Origin of the sequence: Martelella mediterranea (assembly GCF_004342225.1) — a bacterium.
GTDB classification, from domain to species: domain Bacteria; phylum Pseudomonadota; class Alphaproteobacteria; order Rhizobiales; family Rhizobiaceae; genus Martelella; species Martelella mediterranea_B.
Genome location: NZ_SMAR01000004.1, coordinates 1 through 23,929 on the forward strand (window position 1 = coordinate 1; position 23,929 = coordinate 23,929).

Annotated in this window: 26 protein-coding genes, 1 tRNA gene and 2 pseudogenes; 16 read left to right on the forward strand and 13 right to left on the reverse strand. The window is 56.6% G+C overall.

Features of this window, described 5'->3' with window-relative positions; all coding sequences use genetic code 11:
- From EDC90_RS03785 to hemC, 7 genes and pseudogenes are all read right to left on the reverse strand, one after another.
- Positions 1–197, reverse strand: a pseudogene (locus EDC90_RS03785) (helix-turn-helix domain-containing protein); the annotation flags it as partial.
- 206 nt (positions 198–403) lie between these two features.
- Positions 404–1,132 (reverse strand): glutamine amidotransferase, encoded by a 729-nt coding sequence (locus EDC90_RS03790; protein ID WP_132308745.1) that lies wholly within the window; start codon positions 1,130–1,132, stop codon positions 404–406.
- Positions 1,098–1,592, reverse strand: coding sequence for a TerB family tellurite resistance protein (locus EDC90_RS03795; protein WP_132308747.1), 495 nt, complete (start codon positions 1,590–1,592; stop codon positions 1,098–1,100). The genes EDC90_RS03790 and EDC90_RS03795 overlap by 35 nt, the downstream gene beginning before the upstream one ends.
- 120 nt (positions 1,593–1,712) lie before the next feature.
- The gene (locus EDC90_RS03800; protein WP_132308749.1) at positions 1,713–3,497 is read right to left on the reverse strand and encodes a heme biosynthesis protein HemY; all 1,785 of its coding nucleotides are present in this window, start codon (positions 3,495–3,497) and stop codon (positions 1,713–1,715) included.
- Between the two features lie 15 nt (positions 3,498–3,512).
- Positions 3,513–4,943, reverse strand: coding sequence for a COG4223 family protein (locus EDC90_RS03805; protein WP_132308751.1), 1,431 nt, complete (start codon positions 4,941–4,943; stop codon positions 3,513–3,515).
- 110 nt (positions 4,944–5,053) lie between these two features.
- Positions 5,054–5,785, reverse strand: coding sequence for a uroporphyrinogen-III synthase (locus EDC90_RS03810; protein ID WP_132308753.1), 732 nt, complete (start codon positions 5,783–5,785; stop codon positions 5,054–5,056).
- Positions 5,786–5,797: 12 nt separating this feature from the next.
- On the reverse strand, positions 5,798–6,727 hold the full coding sequence (gene hemC, locus EDC90_RS03815; RefSeq protein WP_132308755.1) for a hydroxymethylbilane synthase: 930 nt from the start codon (positions 6,725–6,727) through the stop codon (positions 5,798–5,800).
- 72 nt (positions 6,728–6,799) lie between these two features.
- On the opposite strand from hemC, the gene tsaD reads away from it, so the two are divergent.
- The 11 genes from tsaD to EDC90_RS03870 all read left to right on the forward strand — a co-directional run bounded on the left by tsaD (position 6,800) and on the right by EDC90_RS03870 (position 15,293).
- Entirely contained in the window at positions 6,800–7,900 is a 1,101-nt protein-coding gene (tsaD, locus tag EDC90_RS03820) for a tRNA (adenosine(37)-N6)-threonylcarbamoyltransferase complex transferase subunit TsaD (protein WP_132308757.1), read from the forward strand.
- Entirely contained in the window at positions 7,897–8,883 is a 987-nt protein-coding gene (locus tag EDC90_RS03825) for an NAD(P)H-dependent glycerol-3-phosphate dehydrogenase (protein WP_132308759.1), read from the forward strand. The genes tsaD and EDC90_RS03825 overlap by 4 nt, the downstream gene beginning before the upstream one ends.
- Before the next feature lie 16 nt (positions 8,884–8,899).
- Positions 8,900–9,193, forward strand: coding sequence for a YciI family protein (locus EDC90_RS03830; RefSeq protein WP_132308761.1), 294 nt, complete (start codon positions 8,900–8,902; stop codon positions 9,191–9,193).
- A gap of 5 nt (positions 9,194–9,198) precedes the next feature.
- Positions 9,199–9,633, forward strand: a complete 435-nt coding sequence (locus EDC90_RS03835; RefSeq protein ID WP_132308763.1) for an EVE domain-containing protein — start codon at positions 9,199–9,201, stop codon at positions 9,631–9,633.
- A 31-nt stretch (positions 9,634–9,664) separates the two neighbouring features.
- Complete coding sequence (locus EDC90_RS03840) at positions 9,665–9,898, forward strand: hypothetical protein (protein ID WP_245510923.1); 234 nt, start codon at positions 9,665–9,667, stop codon at positions 9,896–9,898.
- A 38-nt stretch (positions 9,899–9,936) separates the two neighbouring features.
- Positions 9,937–10,587, forward strand: coding sequence for a class I SAM-dependent methyltransferase (locus EDC90_RS03845; protein WP_132308765.1), 651 nt, complete (start codon positions 9,937–9,939; stop codon positions 10,585–10,587).
- A gap of 287 nt (positions 10,588–10,874) precedes the next feature.
- Complete coding sequence (gene sdhC, locus EDC90_RS03850; protein WP_132309084.1) at positions 10,875–11,264, forward strand: succinate dehydrogenase, cytochrome b556 subunit; 390 nt, start codon at positions 10,875–10,877, stop codon at positions 11,262–11,264.
- An 11-nt stretch (positions 11,265–11,275) separates the two neighbouring features.
- On the forward strand, positions 11,276–11,656 hold the full coding sequence (gene sdhD / locus EDC90_RS03855) for a succinate dehydrogenase, hydrophobic membrane anchor protein (protein ID WP_132308767.1): 381 nt from the start codon (positions 11,276–11,278) through the stop codon (positions 11,654–11,656).
- A 7-nt stretch (positions 11,657–11,663) separates the two neighbouring features.
- The gene (gene sdhA / locus EDC90_RS03860) at positions 11,664–13,502 is read left to right on the forward strand and encodes a succinate dehydrogenase flavoprotein subunit (protein ID WP_132308769.1); all 1,839 of its coding nucleotides are present in this window, start codon (positions 11,664–11,666) and stop codon (positions 13,500–13,502) included.
- A gap of 16 nt (positions 13,503–13,518) precedes the next feature.
- The gene (locus EDC90_RS03865) at positions 13,519–14,298 is read left to right on the forward strand and encodes a succinate dehydrogenase iron-sulfur subunit (RefSeq protein ID WP_132308771.1); all 780 of its coding nucleotides are present in this window, start codon (positions 13,519–13,521) and stop codon (positions 14,296–14,298) included.
- A gap of 407 nt (positions 14,299–14,705) precedes the next feature.
- A complete protein-coding gene (locus EDC90_RS03870; protein WP_132308773.1) occupies positions 14,706–15,293 on the forward strand; it encodes a protease inhibitor Inh/omp19 family protein in 588 nt (195 codons plus the stop codon).
- Between the two features lie 45 nt (positions 15,294–15,338).
- Here EDC90_RS03870 and EDC90_RS03875 read toward each other — a convergent pair whose 3' ends face one another.
- The gene (locus EDC90_RS03875; protein WP_165972723.1) at positions 15,339–16,478 is read right to left on the reverse strand and encodes a glycosyltransferase family 4 protein; all 1,140 of its coding nucleotides are present in this window, start codon (positions 16,476–16,478) and stop codon (positions 15,339–15,341) included.
- A 159-nt stretch (positions 16,479–16,637) separates the two neighbouring features.
- Here EDC90_RS03875 and EDC90_RS03880 point away from each other — a divergent pair, with 159 nt between their 5' ends.
- Positions 16,638–17,369 (forward strand): hypothetical protein, encoded by a 732-nt coding sequence (locus EDC90_RS03880; RefSeq protein ID WP_245510924.1) that lies wholly within the window; start codon positions 16,638–16,640, stop codon positions 17,367–17,369.
- Positions 17,370–17,455: 86 nt separating this feature from the next.
- Here EDC90_RS03880 and EDC90_RS03885 read toward each other — a convergent pair whose 3' ends face one another.
- Entirely contained in the window at positions 17,456–18,160 is a 705-nt protein-coding gene (locus EDC90_RS03885) for an RlmE family RNA methyltransferase (RefSeq protein WP_132308777.1), read from the reverse strand.
- Between the two features lie 8 nt (positions 18,161–18,168).
- Entirely contained in the window at positions 18,169–19,797 is a 1,629-nt protein-coding gene (locus tag EDC90_RS03890) for a Ppx/GppA phosphatase family protein (RefSeq protein WP_245510925.1), read from the reverse strand.
- 277 nt (positions 19,798–20,074) lie between these two features.
- On the opposite strand from EDC90_RS03890, the gene EDC90_RS03895 reads away from it, so the two are divergent.
- Both EDC90_RS03895 and EDC90_RS21405 read left to right on the forward strand, forming a co-directional pair.
- Positions 20,075–20,148, forward strand: a tRNA-Gln gene (locus EDC90_RS03895).
- Positions 20,149–20,197: 49 nt separating this feature from the next.
- Positions 20,198–20,332: a hypothetical protein gene (locus EDC90_RS21405; RefSeq protein WP_281015391.1), complete on the forward strand. Its 135-nt coding sequence runs from the start codon at positions 20,198–20,200 to the stop codon at positions 20,330–20,332.
- Positions 20,333–20,406: 74 nt separating this feature from the next.
- On the opposite strand, the gene EDC90_RS03900 is transcribed toward EDC90_RS21405, so the two are convergent.
- Positions 20,407–20,880: an RrF2 family transcriptional regulator gene (locus EDC90_RS03900; protein ID WP_245510926.1), complete on the reverse strand. Its 474-nt coding sequence runs from the start codon at positions 20,878–20,880 to the stop codon at positions 20,407–20,409.
- Positions 20,881–21,008: 128 nt separating this feature from the next.
- Here EDC90_RS03900 and EDC90_RS03905 point away from each other — a divergent pair.
- Positions 21,009–21,161, forward strand: a pseudogene (locus EDC90_RS03905) (NnrU family protein); the annotation flags it as partial.
- 226 nt (positions 21,162–21,387) lie between these two features.
- The gene (locus EDC90_RS03910) at positions 21,388–21,705 is read left to right on the forward strand and encodes an NnrU family protein (protein WP_245510927.1); all 318 of its coding nucleotides are present in this window, start codon (positions 21,388–21,390) and stop codon (positions 21,703–21,705) included.
- A gap of 5 nt (positions 21,706–21,710) precedes the next feature.
- Here the strand turns inward: EDC90_RS03910 and EDC90_RS03915 are convergent, their stop codons facing one another.
- Positions 21,711–22,904 (reverse strand): NnrS family protein, encoded by a 1,194-nt coding sequence (locus EDC90_RS03915; protein WP_132308779.1) that lies wholly within the window; start codon positions 22,902–22,904, stop codon positions 21,711–21,713.
- 160 nt (positions 22,905–23,064) lie between these two features.
- A complete protein-coding gene (locus EDC90_RS03920; RefSeq protein ID WP_132308781.1) occupies positions 23,065–23,766 on the reverse strand; it encodes a helix-turn-helix domain-containing protein in 702 nt (233 codons plus the stop codon).
- Positions 23,767–23,929: the final 163 nt, after the last annotated feature.

A 23,929-nucleotide genomic window follows, 5' to 3' on the forward strand; every position in this document is an offset into this window, starting at 1 on the left:
GGGGCGAGTTTGCCGCCGCCTTTCGGGCGACCCATGGGGCTCGGCTCCACAGAACCGGTCTCATCCAGCCGCTTCTGCAGCCGGACGGCCGTCGCCGCGGAAATCGCAAACTGTTCGGCTGCAGCGCGCCGGGATTTGCCTTGTGCGATTGCATCCGTCACACGGCGACGGAGGTCAACGGAAAGAGCTCGGGTCATCGGAAATCTCCTTTGACACAGGGAATCACAAATCAAACCAAAACGGAATCCCATACGATTCATTCATCGCGCCTGACGCTCTAGAGCATTTCGCAGTCACATGGAAACATCTGACGTCCGCGAAAATGTGTCAAAACAAAGAGATAGAGCGGTTGCGCGTTTCCATGAAAGGCGGAACCGCTCTAACCCCGAGGTTGCTGCTTCAATCAGCTCGCTTCCGTGAAGACATGATCCAGAAAGCCGTCGAGCCAGGCTTTCAGCGCCCGGTCATGCAACATCCGTCCTTCCAGGTGCAGATGTCCCGGCTGTGCTTTTGGCAAGGTAAAACGCTCTGCGCCGCGCACGACCCAGCTTTGCATCATCATCCGGGTCAGCTCGGCATGGAACTGGACGCCGTATGCATGCTTTCCATAGCGAAACGCTTGATTGGGGTAGAGGTCGCCCTCGGCCAGAAGGTCAGCGCCGTGCGGCAGCTCAAAGCCCTCACGATGAAACTGATAGACCATGGACGGCCATTTCATCATCAGACGACCATTACGCGTGGGGCGAATGGGATACCATCCGATCTCAACCGATCCGTCCTTATTGCCGTAAACATTGGCGCCAAGGTGCCGGGCAAGCATTTGTGCCCCAAGGCAAATGCCAAGGAAAGGGCGGTTTTCTTTCAGCGGTATATCAACCCAGTTGATTTCGCGGCGAACGAAATCTTCGTTGTCGTTGGCGCTCATCGGGCCACCAAAGATGACCGCACCACTATGATCTGCAAGTGTTTCAGGCAATTTCTGCCCGAGTGCCGGGCGACGGATATCAAGGGCGAACCCCTTCTGCATCAAGATCTGACCGACGCGTCCGGGGGTTGAGCGCTCCTGATGCAGCACGATCAGCATCGGTCTTCTGTGCTTATTGATTTCCGGCGTCACCGGTGTCTCCTTCATCGTCCATCTGAGCGCGTTCGCGCGCAGCCTGTCTCTCAAGAACGCGCTCGCGACCTGAAACCCCGATCAGTTCAGAAATACGCCAGACGACATTGTCTTCCATTTCGTTTCGCTTTCCATCAGCATAAGCGATATCCCACAACAGCCCGATAAGCCGTACCCGCTGCTCTTCATCGAGATGTCGCTTCACATCCGAAGTAAAGCGATAAAAATCAACAGCTTCATTCCCGGCAGTTTCACCTGCTGCAATCAGCTCATCGAGCTTGCTGCCATGAAGGCTGTATTTTTCTTCGAGGAGGTCCTTGAGGCGACGCTGCTCACTTTCGCTGACGATACCGTCGGCTTCCATAACCTGATAGCAAAGTGCCACAACTGCGACCCGCGCATCATCAGGCTTCTGATCTTTATGGCTGCTGTCGTCTCCGATCTCTTGGAGAAACCTGCTGATTCTATCAAACATATATGTTCCCGTGTCTGGCGCGGTTTTAGCGATAAACTGAAATCTGGTCTTTCATATGGAAATAGATTATAATCAAGACACCGGTCAAATGACCGATTGGCAATAATCCCGTCAGACGACTCAGAAGTAGCGATGCTTTTTTCGCTCGGCTTCGACGTCTTCGTCAGAGCTGACACCCGGATCGTCGGGCGAGCGACCGCCGAAAGGCGAGAGAACCGGGTCTTCCCGCTCATCATCCTGTTCGGTCTCAGGTTCGGCGGCTTCATCAGCTTTTATAGAAGGCTCTGACTTTTGTGATCTCTTCGTTTCCTCACTGTGATCGGGCTTTTCGGCAGACGAATGGTCCGGCGTATTTTCGGCTTCTGGAGCGGTCTCAGGCGTTTCGGTCTTCTTGGTTGACCGCTCCTGATGTGGTTCACCGCTTTCAGGCTCAGTAGCTTCGGATTTCTCCGTGGTTTTGATATCGTGTTCAACGACTTTCGCCGTCTCTGGCTGCTTGTCAGACTTGGTTTCTTCAACCGTATCCTTGTCATCGCGCCTGGCACCACCGATCGGGGGGAGGCTTTTTAAGGCGGCATCAAGCCGGCTGGACGTACCTTCTTCCAAAGGTGTTTCCACTTCACCGTAAGGGGTCTTCCACTCGAAAACGTCGATTTTCCCGGTCGCAGGAGAGAACGGGCGCCAGTATTCGGAAACAAGACCGTCAGCCACCCATGTTGGGTCCCGTTCTGCCTTGAGTGCCTGCGCCATCCAGTGTCGAACGCGCCCCTGATCGCCGGTTTCGACCTCTTCAATATCAGCCAGTAGCAGGAATGCACTTTCCCGCGGAGCCATCCTGGCGGTTGCCTCCGCCTTCTGCCGGGCCTTGGAAAATTCGCGGGCGTCCAGTGCTGCACGGGCAACAAGCAGAAGGGACACCGGATTGTTGGGCTTGAGAGCTTCCAGTTTTTCCGCGCGTTTCAGCCGGTCGACAGCCGTATCGCCGCCTCGGGCACGAATATAAAGTGTACCGATTTGCGGATGCGGCTCTTTCTTCCACACCATTTCCAGAACACCGGCAGATTTGCGCACATTGCCCTGCGCAAGATAAGCTTTCGCCGCGATGATGGCCGCGGGCTGAAAATCATCGCGCAGCTTGAGTGCCTGCAGCGCATCGGCTGCCGCCGCTTTCGGTTCGGTTTCCAGTTTGCTTTCTGCCCGCGCGGTTAAAAGAACAGCCTTCAGGCGCGCTGACTTTTGCTTGTTCGTGACTTTTGCGGCGCGTTGTTGATCCAGAAGCCGGATCGCGTCATCCCAGCGGCCCTGTCTCGTGCGTGTTTCCAGAGTGGCCTGTGCGGCCCATGCCAGATAGGGCGCCTTGTCGGCGGCCCGCTCGGCATATTGTTGTGCGGCTTCATCCGCGCCGAGACGTTTGGCTTCCAGATAGAGACCACGCAGGCCCAGTTCTTCTGTCTCCGGATCTTCCGACATGGATTCAAACAGTCGGCGTGCGTCATCGTGATTGCCCGCAATCAGGGCCACTTGTGCATCCAGAACATGGATCAGCGGTTCCTGATCGGCTCTCAGAAGCGCATGTGCGCGGGTGCTCATTTTGCGTGCCAGCACCAGATTTCCGGAACCGGCCGCGATCAGGCCCGTTGAGATCGCCTGATAACCCCGGTCGCGTTTACGCGCTCTGAAATAACGGCGCACACTGTTCGGCGATGTCCAGATGGCACTTATCAGCCACCAGATCACCATAACAGCCACAATCAGGGCAATCAGGAGCACAAGTGCGGTCGTCAGCGGCGTCTGGAACAGTTGTCCCTGCCATTGCAGTGAAAGTTCACCGGGGCGGTCGGCAAACCATGAGAAGCCGAGCCCGAAGGCCAGAACAATGATCGCGAAGAAAAGCAGTCTGAGCATGATACGGCCTCCTCCCTAGTTTGCCTGATCGGGCTGGCCGGCTTGTCCGGTCATGCTGCCAATGGCCTGTTGCAAGGTTTTGGCGACCAGTGTGTCGGCGGTAATGCGGGCATTGAGCGCCGTTTCAAAGGAAGAGGAAACCTCTTTCGAAGCTGCCGGAAGTTTGTTCCATTCGTTTGCCGCTTTTTGCAGCTCACCGATTTTCAGATCATTTTCGATCCGGGCCACAATTGCCGGTGTGCTGTCGCCTTCAACGTTGCCAACCGGACGCACCGTGATCAGCCCTTTCGCGCTGCTGATGAGGCGCCTGACAACGCCCTCATCCTGCGCTGGCTGATCCGCCGCCCGGATGATGCTGTCTGCTAGCCCGGTGAACTGGCTTGTCAGCTGCTCGCGGGTCGGAATGCCACTGGCGGCCATATCGGAAAGCTGCTGAAGCGCTGCGTCATCGGGCGAAACCTGACGATAGGTTTTAAGCTCGCGTGCAAAACTCCCGCCACGATCAATCGCAGAACTTAGCCCGGCAGCAGCAATTGCACGGGCGACAATGAGGTCTTTGCCGGGTTGATCGATTTTCTTTTCAAGCGCGGCGATCTTGCCGTTGAGCTGATCTGCCTGAGACGAAAGACTGCCTTTCAGGTCTGATAGGCCAGATTGTAACGACTGGACTGTGCCGGTGTCGCTTGTCAGCGAAGATTTCAGGCTGGCAATCTCAGCCTCCAGATCCGAAACCGTTTTCTGCAGTTCGGGCGAGGCACCGCTTGCGCTGCCCGATGACGAAGCCGCTTTGCTGGCAGCCTCGCTGACGCTCTGGAGCTTCTTTTGAAGCGTCGCAACATCTTCCTGCAACTGTGACACTGCGGCGGCGCTGGCACTGGCCGCCTGATTCGAACCGGAAGCCATGCCGTTAATCTGCTCGCGCAGCTCGTTCATGCCGCTTTCGAAGCGTGCTTCAATGCTGCCGTTTTGGGCGCCACCCAGAAGCCCGAATGATTGCAATACCAGGCCGCCAACAAGGACGACGGCGCCACCAGCTACGCCAGCGGCGAGAAGCGGTATCAGTCCCGCTTTGTTACGCTCCGGCTTTTCTTCCACGCTGGACTGCTGATCTAAGGTATCCTTATCCGCCGTTTTTCCGGCGTCCTGGTCTGCATCATGTTCGGAAGCCTGGGCTGGGCGCGCGTTTGACCTTTCGCTGCCAACATCATCTTCATCGGTGTCGCCTGAGGCCTCTTCCCGGTTGTCTTCGCTGCCATGTTCTTCATGGCGCTTGATCGCAGCTGCCACATCAGCCATGGCCGTTTTGACAGCTTCATCATTTTCTTTTGGCGCAGCGGGGCCGTCTGCTGATCCACTCGTATCCTGCGTCACATTTTCAGCAGATGTCTGGTGTTCCTCGTTGTTTTCTTGTTTTTTTGGCGGCTGTGACGGCGTGTCGGAAACCATTGCTACCTCTTCTGCGCTTACTGCAACATAAGTTAGAGGGCAGAGTGCTTTTAGAAAAGGGTTTTGTTCAGGCGAAAACTTCAACCACGCGGTTAGACGTCGCAAATCGCCTATGTTTCGGCCAAAAGAGCAAGAAGTCTTGGCTCATCTGGGCTGTGGGCAATGGATATATTTGGCGAAAACTCAGCGGGAATAGCCTCTGCTACCTTCCGGCTGATGCACAGAAGGCGCATGCATTTTTCCGAAGAGGCGATATACCGCATCACATTGAGCGAGAAAAAACGTTGAGCTGCAGCGCGGGAATAGAACAGAACGGCTGACGGCGATTGATCTCGCATCAGATTTTCAAGGTCATACGCGGCATATTCAATCGGCTGCATGACGTAGACAGTCGCTGTCTCAAAATCGATTCCAAGCTGATGGAGCGTGTTTTCAAAGTCCGGAGCACGTGGACTTCCCGCCAGATAGAGAAGCGGAGAAGCGGCTGGGCTGGATGGCAGATATCCGGCAATGGTTCTGGCCAGCGACTGCCCGTCACCTTTGCCGGTGATGATATGGGTAAAACCGGTGCCGCGGGCAATGCACGCGGTGCGCTGCCCAACTGCGAAGACCGGTTTGTCTGCCAAAAAGGCGAGGCCCTCGCCAATGCTGAAGCCCGAAAGTGCTTCAGAACTGGTAATCGCAAGGGCCGACCAGTTGCGTCGCTTGAGAAAATCGAGCCGGGTGGCATCAAAGTGTTCTGGCTGAAACAGAGGCAGGCTGACCGGTTGATACCCCATGGCCGAAAGACGTGCACAGGTTCTGCGGGCTTTAGCCTCCGGCCGGGTCACCAGAACGCGCAAATCGACACTCCCTTACGACCAGTCTTCGAAAAATCCGGAACCGGCACGCTCACGAAGCTTGTCTCCGGCCCATTTGCCGAGCTTGACGGCCTCTGTGCGCATGCCATCGGTCGCGATATCGAAGGCTTTGCTGCCATCGGGCTTAAGAATCATGCCCGAAAATGACAGGCGCTCATTAAAACAACGGGCATAGGCGGCTATCGGCGTGCGGCAGGAGCCATCGAGAGCGGCCAGAAATGCCCGCTCACAGGCAACCGCATCGACAGTATCGCGGTCGTTTACCGGCGCCAGAAGGTCGCTGATGCGGCTGTCATTTTCACGCTGTTCGATGCAGATGGCCCCCTGCGCAGGCGCAGGCAGAAAATCGCGGACACTTAAAACTTCGGTGGCAACGTCATCCATACCAAGGCGCATCAGCCCGGCATTGGCCAGAAACGTTCCGTCCACCTGACCTTCTTTCAGTTTATTCAGTCGCGTCTGAACCGAGCCGCGAAACATCACGACCTCGATATCCGGGCGAAGACGGCGAATCAGGGCTTGTCGTCTTAAAGAGGACGAGCCGACCACCGCGCCTTCTGGCAGTTCGGACAACTTGTCGACCTTGCCGCCGATAAAGGCATCGCGTGGATCTGCACGCGGCAGAAATGTCGAAAGTGTGAGGCCAGCCGGCAGAACTGTCGGCATGTCTTTGGATGAGTGAACGGCAAAATCGAGTTCGCCGGAGAGAAGCTGGGCTTCCAGCTCTTCAGTGAATAGGCCCTTGCCGCCGATGGCTGAAAGCGGGCGATCGGTAATCCGGTCACCTTTTGTGGACAGAACCACAATTTCAAACATCTCCTGCGGCAGAGAGTGGGCTTGCATCAGCCGGTCGCGCGCTTCATAAGCTTGAGCCAGCGCCAGCGGGCTGCCGCGTGTTCCGATCCTGTAAGGTTTCGTTTGCATCCTGCTTCCACCATTGCTACCGCAAGCTCTCTAACTCCGATTGCGGCTGGCCGCAAACGATCGTCAGAACCGATGGAAAAAAAGACACTCTTTCTTGGCCTTGAATCCAGCTGCGATGAAACGGCAGCCGCTGTCGTTGCGCGCTATCCGGATGGTCGTGGCGAGATCCTCGCCGATGTGGTTTTAAGTCAGCTGGAAGAACATGCTGCCTTCGGCGGTGTCGTTCCAGAGATCGCAGCTCGTGCGCATGTCGAGGCCATGGACAGGCTTCTGGCCGAAGCACTGCAAAAGGCTGAGGTGACACCGAATGCGCTTGATGGTGTTGCTGCAACCGTCGGGCCGGGGCTGATCGGCGGACTGATTGTTGGTGCCATGACCGGCAAGGCCGTTGCCTATGCTGCGGAGAAGCCTTTTTACGGTATCAATCATCTGGAAGGCCATGCGCTGACCGCGCGGCTGACCGAGGGTGTTTCCTTTCCATATCTCATGTTGCTTGTGTCCGGCGGTCATACGCAGATCGTGCTGGTCAAAGGCGTGGGACGGTATGAGCGCTGGGGCACAACGATCGATGACGCGCTCGGAGAAGCTTTTGACAAGACGGCGAAGCTTTTGGGTCTGGGGTATCCAGGCGGTCCGAATGTCGAGGCCGCGGCGAAGAATGGCGATACCAAGCGGATTGCATTGCCGCGACCGCTGAAAGGTGAAGCGCGGCTTGATTTCTCGTTTTCTGGTCTCAAAACGGCTGTTCGGCAGGCAGCGCAGGCCATGGCGCCGCTTTCTGATCAGGATATTGCAGATATTTGCGCAGCCTTTCAAAAAGCGGTTGCCGATACGCTGGAAGATCGTATCCGCCGCTCGCTGAAGCGCTTTAAGGATGAGCGACTGTCAAGCGAGAGTGAAATGCCCGCTCTCGTGGTCGCAGGTGGCGTGGCGGCCAACAGCGCTATTCGCCAGATGCTCACGGCGCTCTGCAATCGCGAAGGGTTTTCCTTTGTCGCGCCGCCGGTGCGGCTGTGTACGGATAATGCGGTGATGATTGCCTGGGCAGGGCTGGAGCGGGCCGCCGCCGGGCTGCAAGATAATGATATGACGATGCCGGTGCGTTCGCGCTGGCCATTGGATCCATCCGCGACCGCGTTGATCGGTAGCGGAAAGAAAGGTGCAAAAGCATGAGTGACGTCAAGAAAACCGTGGTCGTTGGATCCGGTTCATTCGGCACAGCGCTGGCAGCTGTTTTCGCGCTTGAAGGTGAAGACGAAGTCACACTTCTGGGGCGCAACGCCGTTTTGATGGAAATGCTGGCTGAAACCCGCGAGCACCCGAAAGCGCTGCCGGGTATAACACTCCCAAAGGCGCTTGATTTTACAATGGATCCATCTGTTCTGGAGGCTGCCGATACCATTGTTCTGGCCGTGCCTGCACAGGCCCAGCGCGCCGCATCGCTCTACTATGCGCCATATCTTAACCCGGAAGCGGTCATTATTTCGGCTTCCAAGGGCATTGAACGGTCCACCGGCCGGCTGATTACCGATGTTCTCAATGAAACGCTGCCGCATCATCATGCCGGCGCGCTTTCCGGGCCCGGTTTTGCGATTGATCTGGCGCGCGGCAAGCCGATTGCCATGGCGCTGGCGTTCAGGAGCAGGGCGCTTGCGCGGGACACAGCAGAAATCCTGTCCGGACGAACGTTCCGCATTTACGCCTCTGGTGATCCTGTTGGCGTTCAGATTGGCGGCGCACTGAAAAATGTTCTGGCGATCGCCTGCGGCATTGTTGAAGGCGCCGAGCTGGGCGAAAGCGCGCGGGCGGCCCTGATTTCGCGTGGGCTGGCGGAAATGTCCCGGCTTGCTGTTGCTATGGGCGGGGAGGCCGACACAGTGCGCGGCCTTTCAGGACTTGGTGATCTGGTGCTGACCGGTTCGTCGCGGCAGTCGCGCAATTTCCGTTATGGTGTGGCACTGGCTGAAGGCAATTTCGACAGTGTGAACGCGGCACTGGTCGAAGGTGTTTACAGTGCCTCAGTCGCGAATGAGCTGGCTGCAGAACATGGTGTTCAGATGCCGATTTCAAATGCCGTTGCGCGCGTGCTGGACGGCAAGCTTGGCATTGCCGATGCACTCGATGAGCTGATGACCCGACCGATTACGACGGAATAAAAGAGGAGAACCAAGAATGCTATTTGCTGTTTTGTGTAAGGATAAGCCTGAACACATTCATCTCCGCATGGAAACCCGCCCGCGTCATCTGGAGTGGGTGGATGGGCTCAATGAAAAGGGCACGCTGAAAATTGCCGGGCCGTTTCTGGATGCGGAGGAAAAACCCTGCGGTTCCATGCTTCTGATCGAAGCCGTCGATCAGGCGTCGGCTGAAGCGATTGCCGCTGAGGACCCTTACGGCAAAGCCGGGCTGTTTGAAAGTGTCGATGTCAAGTCCTTCAAGTGGCTCTATAATAATCCGGAGGCCTGAAACGCATGGCATACTGGTTGTTTAAGTCCGAACCCTTCAAGTTCTCCTGGGATATGCTGAAAGCCAAGGGAAAGGCAGGCGAAGAGTGGGATGGTGTGCGCAATTACCAGGCCCGCAACAATATGCGGGCGATGCAGATTGGCGACAAAGGCTTTTTCTATCACTCTAATGAAGGGCTGGAAGTCGTCGGAATTTGTGAAGTTTGCGCACTGGTGCATCACGACTCGACCACGGATGATCCGCGCTGGGAATGCGTCGATATCCGTGCCGTCCGGGATATGCCGAAGCCGGTGACGCTTAAGGATGTGAAGGCCAATCCGGCCCTCGCTGACATGTCACTTGTTACCTCGATGCGGCTTTCGGTTCAGCCGGTGAAGGAAGACGAATGGCTGGAAGTCTGCCGCATGGGCGGCCTCGACAACCCGCCGATGTCGGATTAGCCTGCCTGAAGTTTTTATCGGAGGCATGGTCATGAACGGATATGAGCACGGTGGCGGTTTCTGGATGATGGCCAACTGGGGCATCTGGCAGCTCGCGATTGCCTTTCTGATCTGGTGGCTGATTTTCGGCTGGCCGGTTGCTCGCATTCTTCGGCGCATGGGCTTTTCCGGCTTCTGGGTGCTGCTTTGTTTTGTGCCGCTCGGCAACATCATCGGGCTGTGGGTTTTGGCAACCACGCGCTGGCCGGGCGCTGAAAAAGACTGAGTTTTCTGCCGAATAACGAATAATTCTGCTTTCTTTTCATGGACGACCGCAGCCGTTTTATTTTCGAAAATACCGATATCTTCGCACCGCCGCATGTGCCGGAAATCTGTTTGCGGCTGGCCAGCGAGGTGCATGACCTCTGGATGAAAACGGAGGAAGAGCTTGAGGAAATCGGACTGCCGCCGCCTTACTGGGCATTTGCCTGGGCCGGCGGGCAGGGGCTTGCGCGTTACGTCCTTGATCACCCCGAATGTGTGGCCGGAAAAAGGGTTGTTGATTTTGCTACGGGATCCGGTGTTGTCGCCATAGCCGCTGTGAAAGCGGGTGCAAAAAGTGTTCTGGCCGCTGACATTGACCACTGGTCCGGCTCTGCTGTCGGGATCAACGCAGCTTTGAATGATGTGGACGTGTCGTTCACCCGTGACAATCTGATGGACACCGTGCCTGACTGCGATGTGCTTCTGGCGGGTGATGTCTTCTATGACTCAGAGTGGGCAGACGCGCTGGTTCCCTGGTTTATGCGGCTTGAGGCGGCTGGTGTCACTGTTCTTCTGGGCGATCCCGGGCGTGCTTATTGTCCAAGAAAAATGCTGGAAAAGCAGGCGGAATATCAGGTGCCGGTGACCCGGATGCTGGAAGATTCGGAGATCAAGAAAACCACTGTCTGGCGATTCGCCCGAAAGATGTGAGCCGTTTTGTCGCAGCTTAAATATGACTATTTAAATCATGTTAAGTCTTTGAAAATTAATAAATCTCAACTGAATCAGCAGCAGACGCCGCGCCTTCCCGGCTATTTCTCCCCGAAAGGGCGAAAAAGTGATTTTCGTCAAACCGATTAAATTGGTTTGCTGGGGTGAATGGGCTTGTCGGAAAGGCTTGTGGCGATTAAACCACAGTGAGCATCGGCGCCACCCTGACTGTTTTGAAGTTGGGAGAGAGCACTCAAATGCGCCCTTTAAAACACTGTGAGGTTTTGATGGCCAACCCGACCAGCAACCGGCCCCTGTCGCCGCATCTTCAAGTTTATAGATTTATTCCCACCATGGCGATGTCGATCATCCACCGTATTACCGGTGCAGCGATGTATTTCGGCACGATCCTTCTTGCTGCCTGGCTGATCTCAGCTGCAATGGGCAAGGACGCATTTGATTGCGTCAACTGGTTCTTCGGATCATGGCTCGGGATTTTGATCCTGTTTGGTTACACCTGGGCTCTCGTTCATCATCTTCTGGGTGGACTTCGCCATTTCGTCTGGGACTTTGGCCATGGACTCGGCAAAGAGTTCACGACCAAGATGGCGATTGCGCTGCCCTTCGTGTCGGTCGCGGTCACGGTGGTCCTCTGGATCATCGGCCTTCTGGTTTAGGAGAGAGCACAATGGATATGCGTACACCGCTTAAAAAGGTTCGCGGCCTTGGTTCCTCAAAACAGGGCACCGAACATTTCTGGGTTCAGCGGCTGACGGCCGTCGCTCTCATTCCGCTGTTCCTGTTCTTCATCATCTTTGTCATCGCCAATGCCGGCGCGTCTTATGAACAGGTTGTTGGCTCATTGACCAATCCGTTCGTCGCGGTCCTGATGGGGCTGATGGTGATTGCAGGTCTGATTCACATGCGGATCGGCATGCAGGAAATCATCGATGACTATATTCACAATGAGCCTTTGAAGCTTGCCGCTTTGATGGCCAATACATTTTTTGCAGTCCTGATCGGCGGGCTCTGTCTGTTCGCCATCCTGAAGATTGCGTTTGTGGGGTAACGAGCAAATGGCACCTTCATCTTCCGAACAGAACGGCAAGGCCTACGAATACGTTGACCACGCCTATGATGTGATTGTTGTTGGCGCGGGCGGTTCCGGTCTGCGCGCCACGCTGGGCATGGCCGAGCAGGGTTTCAAAACGGCGTGCATCACAAAAGTTTTTCCGACCCGTTCGCACACTGTTGCAGCGCAGGGCGGCATTGCGGCATCGCTCCAGAATATGACGCCTGACTGCTGGCAGTGGCACCTATACGATACTGTGAAAGGATCTGACTGGCTCGGCGATGTCGATGCCATGCAGTATCTGGCCATGGAGGCCCCTCAGGCTGTTTATGAGCTTGAGCATTATGGTGTTCCCTTCTCCCGTAACGAAGAGGGCAAAATCTATCAGCGTCCGTTTGGCGGCCACATGCAGAATTATGGTGACGGACCGCCGGTTCAGCGCACCTGCGCCGCCGCAGACCGCACCGGTCACGCCATCCTGCATACGCTTTATGGCCAGTCGCTCAGGAACAATGCCGAATTCTTCATCGAATATTTCGCGCTTGATCTGATCATGAACGATGACGGTGTCTGCACCGGCGCTGTTGCCTGGAATCTCGATGATGGCACGATCCACCGATTCTCGGCGAAGATGGTTGTCCTGGCCACCGGTGGTTATGGTCGCACCTTCTTCTCCGCGACTTCGGCGCACACCTGCACCGGTGATGGCGCGGGTATGATTGCGCGTGCAGGCCTGCCCCTGCAGGATATGGAGTTCGTTCAGTTCCACCCGACTGGCATCTACGGCGCGGGCTGCCTGATTACTGAGGGCGCGCGCGGTGAAGGCGGCTACCTCACCAATTCCGAAGGTGAGCGCTTTATGGAGCGTTATGCGCCGTCGGCCAAAGATCTGGCATCGCGTGACGTTGTCTCACGCTGCATGACGATGGAAATTCGCGAAGGGCGCGGTGTTGGTCCGAACAAGGATCATATCTTCCTGCACCTCGATCATCTTGATCCTGCCATTCTGGCTGAGCGTCTTCCCGGTATCTCGGAAAGCGCGCGCATCTTTGCCGGTGTCGATGTGACCCGCGAGCCGATCCCGGTTTTGCCGACCGTTCACTATAATATGGGCGGTATTCCGACAAACTACTGGGGCGAAGTGCTCAATGCCAATGCTGAAAATCCCGAGCGTGTCGCTCCCGGTTTGATGGCCGTTGGCGAAGCCGGATGCGCTTCTGTTCACGGGGCCAACCGCCTCGGCTCGAACTCGCTGATCGACCTTGTTGTTTTTGGACGTGCTGCTGCGATCCGTGCCGGACAGGTGATCGACCGCGAAAGCCCGATCCCGGCTTTGAATACCGACGCCTGCGACAAGATCATGGAGCGTTTTGACAGCATCCGTCACGCAAACGGTTCGCAGCCAACTTCCGTGCTGCGTGACAAGATGCAGCGTGCCATGCAGGAAGATGCTGCCGTGTTCCGCACGCAGGAAACGCTTGAGCAGGGCTGCAAGCGCATCTCGGATATCTGGTCTGAGCTTCCGGATGTGAAGGTGACCGACCGTTCGATGATCTGGAACTCGGACCTCGTGGAAACGCTTGAGCTTCACAATCTGATGGCATGCGCCATTACAACGGTCTATGGCGCCGAAGCGCGCAAGGAAAGCCGTGGCGCCCATGCCCGCGAGGATTATGTCGACGGGCCATTCTCCGGTCGTGATGATGAGAACTGGCGCAAGCATACGCTTTCGTGGGTGAGTGAAGCCGGTGAGGTGAAACTCGATTACCGCCCGGTTCATCAGGATCTGATCGCCGAGGGGATCGACATCAAGAAGATCGCGCCGAAAGCGCGCGTCTACTGATCGAGAGGAACAGGAAATGGTTGAATTCACGCTTCCCAAGAACTCAAAGATCAAGACGGGCAAAATCTGGCCAAAGCCGGAAGGTGCGTCCAATCTTCGCGAGTTCAAGATTTATCGCTGGAACCCGGACACGGGTGAGAACCCGAGCATCGATACCTATTATATCGACCTCGACAATTGTGGTCCGATGGTTCTCGATGCACTGTTGTACATCAAGAACAATGTCGACCCGACCCTGACGCTTCGCCGGTCTTGCCGTGAGGGTATTTGCGGTTCGTGCGCGATGAACATCGATGGCACCAACACACTTGCCTGCACAAAGGGCATGGACGAGATCAATGGCGCTGTGAAGATCTATCCGCTGCCGCATATGCCGGTGGTGAAGGATCTGGTGCCTGACCTCAATAACTTCTACGCTCAGCATCGTTCGATCGAGCCATGGCTGAAGACAGTTTCCCCGCCGCCGGCGAAGGAGTGGAAGCAGAGCCATGAAGATCGTGTCAAACTGGACGGTCTTTATGAGTGCATTCTGTGTGCATGCTGCTCAACGTCCTGTCCTTCCTATTGGTGGAATGGTGACCGCTACCTGGGACCCGCTGTTCTTCTGCAGGCTTACCGTTGGCTGATCGACAGCCGCGATGAAGCAACCGGTGAGCGACTGGATAATCTGGAAGACCCCTTCCGGCTTTATCGCTGCCACACGATTATGAACTGCACGCAGGCCTGTCCGAAGGGACTGAATCCGGCCAAGGCGATTGCCGGTATCAAAAAGATGATGGTCGAGCGCTCGGTCTGACCCGCAGCGTAAGGTTTGGTTGCCGAATTTTGTGTTTATTCGGCAACAGTGCAGAGAGTGTTTTCGCAGAGGCGTCACAGAATTGTGGCGCCTTTCATCTTGTTGTATGGGCTTTTTCCCACTTTAATGACATGCAATGGAAGGCTGAAGGCGGTGTTTGCGACAGGCGTGGCAAAAGTCGGTTTGGGCCGCTAGGGCGCCATGCATCCATTCGGATGCACAAAGGACGCTCTAACTTATTGAATCTACCCATCGTGCTTTCCGAAAATCGATTCTGATTTTCGGGCCGATGCTGTAGAGTTTTGCTATCGGGGTTTCACCCTTGTTGCGCCAACTTTCTGCCCGATATGGTGGAGCAAGGTCGGCGACCGGGATTCGCCAAAGCGATTTTGAGGAGTAACGGCTTGATGTTGAATAAGTATGTTTTCGTTGCCGCAATTGGTGCTGTGCTGGCCGTTAGCGGCTGTCAGCGTACCTCCTATTACAACAGCGGCCAGCCGGCTCAGTCGGCGCCACAGCCGTTGGCACCAGCACCCACAGGCCAGGTACAGAGCAATACACTGCCGCCGCCCTCTGGCAATGGAACATATCAGCCGGGACCTGTTCCCGGTGGAACGGCTTCTGCAGGCAATGCGCAGAGCCAGTTTCCTGCTGCCCCCTCTCAGCCGTCGACACCGGGTGGCATGGGTAATGTTTCTGCTCCCGCTGGCGCGCAGCAGATTTCCAGCTCCGCGCTTGTCGGTAGCTGGAAGGTTAATGAAGGCGGGGTTTCCTGCGATATGTTCCTGACGCTCACAAATCTTGGCGACGGTCTGCGTGGTGGCACACGCGGCTGTACCGGTTCACTGTCTTCGATGAAGTCATGGGGCATCAATGGCGATCAGGTGGTGCTGAACGACGCAAACGGCTATGCGATAGCCCGCCTATACAAGACGGCAGACAATCGGATCGAAGGAAACAACAGTTCAGGCCAGCAGGTTGTTTTGAGCCGGTAAATATGTCGAATAAGGCCCCGGATTGGGGTCTTGTTTGTTTGATGATCAAAAATGCGCTTCGGGCATGATGCGCTGGTAAGCCGAGAATTCATTATTCAGCATCGTCTCAATAGTGAATTTTTCGAGAACATTGCGCCGTCCGGCTTGCCCCATTTCGGCCAACGCGGCCGGGTCGGCGAGTGCGTTTTCAATGGCTGCTGCCATTGCGCTGGCATCAGCCGGGGGCACAAGATAGCCGGTTTGACCATCGATGACTGTTTCCAGGCTTCCGCCGTGTGCTGTCGCGATGATCGGAGTCGCCATGGCCTGTGCCTCGATCGCCACGCGCCCAAAAGCTTCGGGGCGCACCGACGATGATATCACAAGGTCTGCTGCCGCCATCACCGCAGGTATATCTCTTCGGCTTCCTGCCATGCAGACTCGATGATCAAGACCGCGTTCGCGAATCATTTCTCTGATATTTTCGATCACGCTTTCGACCCCGCTTCCGACAATCGCGAGCCGGAGATCTCGCCGCGCACACAGATCAAGCGCTTCGACGAGATAGCGATGTCCTTTCCAGTCGGTAATGCGTCCGACAATGACAATAAGCGGTGCGTCTGGCTGACCGCCGAGTTCCTGGCGAACGCGCCCTGTCTCCTCAGGCGATAAGAGCGCAGGATTGAATTGTTCCGGATCAACCCCGCGGCTGGCCACAATGATTCGTTCTGCCGGATACCCGTAAACCGAAATGATGTGATTGCGAATGAATGCGGAGTTGGCCACGACCAGCGACCCCTTCAGCATCACCTGATTATAGCGGCGCTTCCATTTGTTTTGGTGGCTGTAAACGCCGTGAAAGGTTGTCAGGAAATGCACATCCCGTCTGGCAAAGCGACAGGCAAGGTAGCCAGCCCAAGCAGGTGCGCGACTGCGGGCATGAACGATGTCAATCGCTTCACTGTCGATCAGGTGCGCCAGTCGTTTGGCGTTTGAGATGATCTTCAGCGGTGACTTTGAGCCGACCGGCATCGTTATGTGTTGGCTTTTGTCGCCCTTCAGAGCTTCAACAAGAGGTCCGCCAGTGCTCACGATGAAATTTTCTATGCCGCGCTGGCTCAGATAGTTGGCCATTTCAACTGTACCGCGTTCCACGCCGCCATCACCTAAGGCGGGCAGAAGCTGCAGGATACGCGGTGCATTCATGGTTTTCTCCGGTCTGCCTGAATTCATATGCAAAGCGTTAGCAAGGGGGGCATGGCAGCGCAAGCGCGGGCGAATGTGACGCGGCAATTTACTTTGACACCTGTTCTCGATCCGCTATGAACAGTCCAGAATTCAGATGATCCTGACAGGAGTGCCGGGTTGCAGACAGTTGTATGCATGAAGTGGGGACAGCGTTATTCCGCCGATTATGTGAACCGGCTCTGGTCCTCAATAAAGCGACACACAGTTCGGGAAACCCGGCTGGTCTGCTTTACCGACGATCCGTCGGGCGTTGATCCTGCTGTACAGTGTCATCCGCTTCCCGAAATCCGGATTCCTGATGAGATCGCCTGGTCGCCATGGCGCAAGCTTTCGCTTTGGCAGACACCGCTGGCTGATTTGTCGGGCGACGTCCTGTTTCTGGATCTCGACATCGTTATTACAGGCGCACTGGACCCGATGTTCGATTTCGCACCGGGCAAATACTGCGCCTGTGAAAACTGGACCCAGCCAGGGCAGGGGATTGGCAATACCTCTGTTTTCCGCTGGAACGTTGGCGCCAATCCGCAGATTTTCCGTGATTTCGAGGCGGATGCCGAGCGTATCCGGAAAAAGTATCGTATTGAGCAGGTTTATATTTCTGCAGAAATTGATGAGATGCTTTTCTGGCCTTCTGAATGGTGTGTCAGCTTCAAGCACACACTGATGCCGTCGTGGCCGCTTAATTTCTTTAAAACGGTAAAACTTCCTGAGAATACGAAAGTTGTTGCCTTTACGGGCAAACCGGACCCGGACGAAGCTGCGATCGGCAAGTGGCCGGTCGATGCATTCTGGAAGAAGCTTTACAAGTTTGTGCGTCCGACTCCCTGGATCGATGAATACTGGCAGTAGACACGCCGTCACCATGCCTTAAGGGGCAGCAGCTTTCCACGCCGGTCAAAGACGTGGCTGCTGGCATGTGCCGAAAATGGCAATTCTTACTCTTGTGCGTCGTTTTCGCTGCGACCTTTAAAGCCTTTGGCTAGCACAAACATCTCGACAGATTCTGAGCGTGATGCGGCTGGCTTAATATGTACAACCTGGCTGAAGTTCTGTTTCAGCATTGTCAGCAGGTCGTTCTCGGCGCCGCCCTGAAAGGTTTTGGCCAGAAAATGTCCGCCTTCTGCGAGCGTTTCGACAGCGAAATGCGCCGCCACTTCGCAGAGATACATTGTCCGCAGGTGGTCCGTCCGCTTGTGTCCGGTCGTAGGAGCCGCCATATCCGAGACAACCAGATCCGGCGGGCCGTCCAGCGCGTCACGCAGGAGGGCCGGGGCTTCGTCATTCAGAAAGTCCATCTGAAAGAAGCGAACGCCTGGAACCGGTGCCATTTCCAGGAAATCGATGGCGGCCACGCGAACATCGTCATCTGTCGAATTGGTGACCTTGGCTGCAATCTGTGACCAGCTTCCCGGCGCAGCACCGAGGTCGATAATCCGGCGTGCACCACGAAGAATATGGTGTTTCTCATCGATCTCAAGAAGCTTGTAGGCTGCACGTGCGCGAAAACCCTCGGTTTTGGCACGCTGAACATATGGGTCATTGATATGGCGCTCAATCCAACGGCGTGACGAGGCTTTCAGCTTCGACTTCTTGACCTTCTGACCGAGCTTTCTGCCAGTGCGTGTCGGTGTCTTTGCCATGTCTGTTCTTAATCCTTGTTCTGCGCCTGCTGCTGCCCGTTATTATGGCGGCGACGCGGCCGGCGCCAGACGCCATCACGCATCATGAGGTCTGTCAGTATACCTTCACGCAGTCCACGATCGGCAACGCGCATGCGTGGTGCTGGCCAGCGACGCCGAATGGCTTCCAGAATAGCACAGCCCGCCAGCACAAGGTCTGCCCGGTCCGGCCCGATGCAAGGGTTTGCTGCGCGCCCGGCAAAATCCCATGACAGAAGCTTGTTCTGCATTGCCGATACTTCGTCGTTGGAAAGCCATATACCATCGACCTTTCGGCGATCATAGCGTGGCAGATCAAGATGCACACCGGCGAGCGTTGTCACCGTGCCCGAGGTGCCGATCAGATGAAAGCCACTTTCTGCGGCGCTTTTTTCAATCGCCGGGCAGTTGAAGTCGCTCAAAAGACTTTCGACTTCGGAAACCATTTTTTCAAAGACGGCCGGTGTTACATCATGGCCGCCATAGCGTTCGGAAAGTGTGACGACGCCGACGGGCAGAGACGTCCAGTGGGAAATATGATTGGCAATGCGTTGCGAGCGGTTTTCTCCCAGGCGAATCACGGCAATCTCGGATGATCCGCCTCCGATATCAAAAAGAACGGCTGCCCGGGTTTCCCTGCCAATCAAAGAGGCGCAGCTGGAAACGGCGAGTTTGGCTTCCGTTTCCCGGTTGATGATCTCAAGACTCAACCCGGTCTCACGGCGCACGCGGTTCAGAAACGCTTCGCCATTGTCAGCTGACCGGCAGGCTTCTGTTGCAATCAGGCGCATGCGCCGGACATTCCGGCCCTTCAGCTTTTGCGCGCACATGCCGAGGGCTTCAACGGCGCGGTCCATGGCCTCAGGCGACAGGCTGCCGGTCGCTGCCAGTCCTTCACCAAGACGCACAATGCGGGAAAAACCATCAACCACACGGAATTGCTGATTACGAGTCGGTTGCGCAATCAGCAGACGGCAGTTGTTCGTTCCAAGGTCAAGCGCCGCATAAAGCGGTTTTCCACCATAATCCGAGCGGCCGCGTCCATATTGCGGCATGCGGGGACGTTGGGATTGATGATCTGAAGCGGGTGGATTGACTGTCTGCGCTTCATGTGAACGCGACGCGTCGTTCTTCACGGTCTGCCTGGGCTTGTCGTCACCTGCAGACGTTATGTTCTGTTCCGTATCCCTCGACTTGAGCGCAACGGCCTGCGATGGTCTGTTGTTGTGGCCGTTTCGCCGCCTGCGCCGTTTGCTTTTGCGCGGTGAGCCAGGCTGGTTCCTGCCAGTGTTAGTGCTATTCGCAACGGTATCGGTGGTATTCTGATTGTTATGGTCCGGCTTTGCGCCGGACGAGACTCCAGCCTGCGGCTGAAGATTCTGGCCGCGACGTTTTCCACGACGACGTTTCTTCCGCTTGCCTTTCGGGGGCGGATTGTCAGTTGCGCTCGCACCATCGGCCTGCGGTGCAGCAGCACCGCCGGGATTGGCGGAGACGTCGGCGGCCTTGTTTTTCCGGCCTCGCCGCGAACGACGGCGACCTGGCTTATCGCCAGTGAAGCCATCTGCTGTCCGCGCCCCGCCAACTGACAGCTTTTCGCTGTTCTGGGGGTCTGTCACTTTATATTTCCACTGCGCCGCGCAAAATTTCGACAAATGCCGTCGATTTGCGACTGGGCACGATCATTTGTTTTCAAGTTGACGTAAGCATAGCAGCGCAGAAGCACGAGGCCAATGGGTTTTATATTCTCGCGTCCTTGAAGACCGTTTGTGATCAGTTTTGTGGTGCGATTCAGGGCATTTGGAACAAGATCAAAAAAAAAATGAAAGCCCCTTGGCAAGAGCCGGTATTTTTGTTTATAAGCCCACCACACCAAACGGTGCGGCGCATCGTTGTTGGGGAATAGGTTAACGGTAGACCCGCGGACTCTGACTCCGTTAGTCCTGGTTCGAATCCAGGTTCCCCAGCCAAATATATCTTCAAGTCATTGAAATAAAACACAGTTTCATCTGTGTGCTATTGATCCTGGCACTTACGGGCGCGCGGCGGGAAGAGATCGCTGGTATCAAGGCCGCCGTTTACCCGTTCGGCCGGATCGATCTGATCGAGGCCCTGCGCGCCTGGCTGCGTCAGCGCGGTATCGAAGCCGAGTGATGCTCGGTGCACATCATGATCATCGGAAGGCGGGAGCGTTGATCCCGCCTTCTTCCGTTCAAGCCTGAACGACTCTAGTCAGAAAAGTCTGCCGCCATTCCGTCCCGTGAGGGTGAGGGGAAATCCGCTGAGCTGAACCCGAACGCTTCGGGAGACAGGACAATATCGGCGAGCGTGTAGCGGTCGAAGACGCTGAGGAAGGATGTGAGTGCTTCGTTCAGGATCGCCGGCAGCTTGCAGGTGTTTGTGACCACGCACTGGTTGCCGGTCGCAAAGCATTCGACAAGCGCGAAATCGGCCTCCGTTGAGCGGATTACCGCGCCGAGATTGATCCGCTCGGGCGGCAGTGCCAGCCGGAAACCACCGGAGCGACCGCGCACGCTGGCCAGATATCCGTGTCTGGTCAGTGCGTTCACGACCTTCATCAGATGTGTCTTCGAGATCGCATAGGCGGCCGATGTCTCTTCGATGGTGATCAGTCGGTCGCCGGCGGATGCCGCATACATCAGCACGCGCAGCGCGTAATCGGAAAAGGTTGTCAGACGCATGGGCGCACTCCGTGGATGCTGTGGCGGCGGAACGCAGAGGACGCTCCGCATCCGGGTATTTTCCTGTTGCCGGTATTATCATATATCGAAAATGAATCTTATCTTTCGGCGGGAAACGGGACCAAAACATGACGAATTTTCTGCTCGCGATTGTCGCTTTCCTGCTGGCCCATGTCATTCCGCCGGCGCCGCTCGTGCGGGCACGGCTGATTGCCCTGCTGGGGCGTCCTGCCTACCTCTTCGCCTATTCTTTTCTTTCGATCCTGCTTCTGGTCTGGATCATCGTCGCGGCCCGATCTGCGCCGATGATTTATCTCTGGTATCCAGCGCCCTGGCACAAAGGTGGTTCTCCATTCCTGAAAACCAAAAGTGTACCGGGCCGACCGCGATCACAGACCCCGAAAATGGGCGAAGCGTCGTTCGTGTGCCTCAAGTCGGGCTACGCCCTCCCTCCGACACACGAACGACGCAACGTCTCACCCAGATTGTCGCGGAATCTCATCTTGATTGTCGTGCCGCACGCATATTCCGCCGAACGGGGATGTCGTATCGCTGATCCTGTTTGGCGGCATGGGGTTGCTCGCGCTTGCCGGAATACCTGTGCTCGACCGTCGTGCGCGCCGCCGGTTGGGCGATGGCGAGTGGGCGACGGTGCGCGCGCAAACCTCCGTTGTGCCATTTCTGGCGCTCATTGAAGGGCGCGCGCATCTGCGGATGGATCGAGACTTCTGGCTCTGGACGGGCCTTGGGCTGGCCTTCTATGTCTGGTTTCTGTTGCAGGGACACCGTCTGCTGATCGGCGTCGATCCGATGGCCTGGTTGTAACCGTTTCAGCTGCGGGGCTTGAACAGCATCGGTCCGTAAACCATGCAGAAGCCGGCAAAGGCGAAAACCCACGCCAGACCGGCAAGGGGCATCAGCGTGAATGTCCAGCCCGGATTGAAAGCAGCCACAAGACGCAGGACCAGTGCGGTCATGATCGCCAGATAGATTGCCACGGTTGCCGGCGGTGCGGTCAGCGGATGGCCGGTGTGGCCGCGGCTGGCGCGGGTCATGATCGCAAGCGTCATGCCGCCGATGGCGCCGACGGTCCAGCAGTGGATTGCCGCACTTTCAGCGCCCCCATCGCCCGTAAAGGCAGCATAGCCGGCGAAGACGAAGCCGAGACTGACCGGCAGGAACGCCAGATGCAGAATGAAGACCAGCGGCTCGGCAAAGGTTTGCAGCGGTCGCCAGCGCCATTGCCGGAACAGGTTGAAGGCGCCGATGGCCATCAGAAGCAAGCCCAGCACCGGCTCTTCCATGGCAAATGCGGGAAACATGATCCATGCGCCGAGACCGGCGGCGCTCATCACCATCACGAACCGGTCGAATTCGCCGAAAGCGGGCGGCAGCGCCGGAGAACCCTGCTTCTTGAGCCAGTTCCGGGTGAAACTTGGAACAACCCGGCCGCCGATGATCTGGATCAGCATGATGACGAGGGCAATCGCGGCGCGTTCGGCATAGACAGACGTGCCGTAGCGGATGTTTTCGTAGTAGAACAGGACCTGCGTGGCGGTAAACAGCGAAAGGACCACGATCACCTTCAGGTTCCGCCAATTGCGTCCGGCCAGAATTTCCCGCGTCAGAAAACCGATCAGCGCCAGCGGAAAGGTGAGAGCCGCAAGATAGACAAGGGCGGGCGTCAGCGAGGCCGAAAAGGCGACGACAACACGCCCGCCAAGCCACAGGCCGAAGAGACCCACAAGCGGCCAGCCGACCACCGGCAGGCGGCCCGTCCAGTTGGGAACGGCGGTCAGAAGAAAGCCCGCGATGATCGCGGGAACATAGCCGTAAAGCAGTTCGTGGACATGCCATGCGACGGGCGCGAACATGCTCGGCACCTGGATAAAGCCCAGATACCAAGGCACCCAGAGCGCGATCAGGAGGGCGGCATCAAGCGCGCCGAAAAGGAAGAAGGGTCTGAAGCCATAGCTGAAAATCGCCGGTCCCTGCCATGAGCGCTGTCTTGCCATTGTCGTCATTGTGTGTCTCGAAAGTCGTGTCGGGCGCGCAACGGCATGCCTGTCAGCGCCCGGATTAAAAGATATATTTAATATTCATCTTTTAATCCGAAGGTCAATTCGGCTTCGAGCAGATGGCGAATATGTCGCGCCCGATCAAAGGCGATCAGACCGGAAGGCATCAGGTTTTCGGGTCGTCGATCAGCGGCGTCGGCTTGGCGAGCGTTTTCAGCGCCTTGATGTCGGTGAGCCGGATGGTCGTGCCGTCGACCTCGACGCCGTAGGGCTTCAGCGTGTTGAAGGCGCGCGACAGGTTTTCCGGCGTCATGCCGAGCAGAGAGGCGAGCGTGCGCTTGTCGTAGGGCAGGTCGAAGGTGCCGGAGCCATCGCCGAATTCATGGTCCTGGCGCAGCAGCATGTTCGCCAGCCGTTCGACGGAACTGCGTAGTTTGAGGCCCTTGTGCTCCTTGATGACGTAGCGATAGCTGCCGGCCATCTCCAGCACCATCGCCCGGGCGAAAGCGTCGTCGAGCTCGAAGATCGAGCGGACGTCTTCCGACGGGATCAGCAGGATTTTCGAACGCGCCCGCGTGCGCGCCGACATCAGATAGACCGCATCCTTCAGCACGGCGGCCAGAATGAAGGGGCTGACCGGATGCACCATCGCCATCGTCGCCTCGCGGCGGTTGGCATTGGCGTAAAGCTCGACGCAGCCTTCGATCACGACATAGAGGAAATCCGCCGGATCGCCCTCGTGAACGAGATCGAGCTGCGGCGGGAAGGTCTGCAGATAGGCCGCCTGCATCAGCGCCTCGAAATTCTCCTCGCCCATGCTGTTGAACAGGCCGAGCGCCCGCACCTCGGGCAAATCGGATGACCGCATCACATCGCCTTGATTTTTTTCGTGTCTTCAATTGATAAATTTAGCAGCAACAGCCGGCATCCGCAACAGGCCGATTTGACGATGATTTCAGCGCGGGAAGGCAATTGCGTCCGCGATACTTGTTTGTTCCGCGCCACCCGTCACCCTTGACTTAGGTCAACTT

Excerpts from the sequence above, each read along its gene's own strand:
- EDC90_RS03830 (WP_132308761.1), top strand. The coding sequence starts at position 8,900 with ATGCTATTTGCTGTTTTGTGTAAGGATAAGCCTGAACACATTCATCTC.
- EDC90_RS03790 (WP_132308745.1), bottom strand. The coding sequence starts at position 1,132 with ATGAAGGAGACACCGGTGACGCCGGAAATCAATAAGCACAGAAGACCG.
- EDC90_RS03915 (WP_132308779.1), bottom strand. The coding sequence starts at position 22,904 with ATGACGACAATGGCAAGACAGCGCTCATGGCAGGGACCGGCGATTTTC.
- EDC90_RS03805 (WP_132308751.1), bottom strand. The coding sequence starts at position 4,943 with ATGGTTTCCGACACGCCGTCACAGCCGCCAAAAAAACAAGAAAACAAC.
- EDC90_RS03840 (WP_245510923.1), top strand. The coding sequence starts at position 9,665 with ATGAACGGATATGAGCACGGTGGCGGTTTCTGGATGATGGCCAACTGG.
- EDC90_RS03885 (WP_132308777.1), bottom strand. The coding sequence starts at position 18,160 with ATGGCAAAGACACCGACACGCACTGGCAGAAAGCTCGGTCAGAAGGTC.
- EDC90_RS03825 (WP_132308759.1), top strand. The coding sequence starts at position 7,897 with ATGAGTGACGTCAAGAAAACCGTGGTCGTTGGATCCGGTTCATTCGGC.
- EDC90_RS03845 (WP_132308765.1), top strand. The coding sequence starts at position 9,937 with ATGGACGACCGCAGCCGTTTTATTTTCGAAAATACCGATATCTTCGCA.
- sdhA (WP_132308769.1), top strand. The coding sequence starts at position 11,664 with ATGGCACCTTCATCTTCCGAACAGAACGGCAAGGCCTACGAATACGTT.
- EDC90_RS03920 (WP_132308781.1), bottom strand. The coding sequence starts at position 23,766 with ATGCGGTCATCCGATTTGCCCGAGGTGCGGGCGCTCGGCCTGTTCAAC.
- EDC90_RS03795 (WP_132308747.1), bottom strand. The coding sequence starts at position 1,592 with ATGTTTGATAGAATCAGCAGGTTTCTCCAAGAGATCGGAGACGACAGC.
- tsaD (WP_132308757.1), top strand. The coding sequence starts at position 6,800 with ATGGAAAAAAAGACACTCTTTCTTGGCCTTGAATCCAGCTGCGATGAA.
- hemC (WP_132308755.1), bottom strand. The coding sequence starts at position 6,727 with ATGCAAACGAAACCTTACAGGATCGGAACACGCGGCAGCCCGCTGGCG.
- sdhD (WP_132308767.1), top strand. The coding sequence starts at position 11,276 with ATGGATATGCGTACACCGCTTAAAAAGGTTCGCGGCCTTGGTTCCTCA.
- sdhC (WP_132309084.1), top strand. The coding sequence starts at position 10,875 with ATGGCCAACCCGACCAGCAACCGGCCCCTGTCGCCGCATCTTCAAGTT.
- EDC90_RS03865 (WP_132308771.1), top strand. The coding sequence starts at position 13,519 with ATGGTTGAATTCACGCTTCCCAAGAACTCAAAGATCAAGACGGGCAAA.
- EDC90_RS03835 (WP_132308763.1), top strand. The coding sequence starts at position 9,199 with ATGGCATACTGGTTGTTTAAGTCCGAACCCTTCAAGTTCTCCTGGGAT.
- EDC90_RS03875 (WP_165972723.1), bottom strand. The coding sequence starts at position 16,478 with ATGAATGCACCGCGTATCCTGCAGCTTCTGCCCGCCTTAGGTGATGGC.
- EDC90_RS03870 (WP_132308773.1), top strand. The coding sequence starts at position 14,706 with ATGTTGAATAAGTATGTTTTCGTTGCCGCAATTGGTGCTGTGCTGGCC.
- EDC90_RS03800 (WP_132308749.1), bottom strand. The coding sequence starts at position 3,497 with ATGCTCAGACTGCTTTTCTTCGCGATCATTGTTCTGGCCTTCGGGCTC.
- EDC90_RS03900 (WP_245510926.1), bottom strand. The coding sequence starts at position 20,880 with ATGCGTCTGACAACCTTTTCCGATTACGCGCTGCGCGTGCTGATGTAT.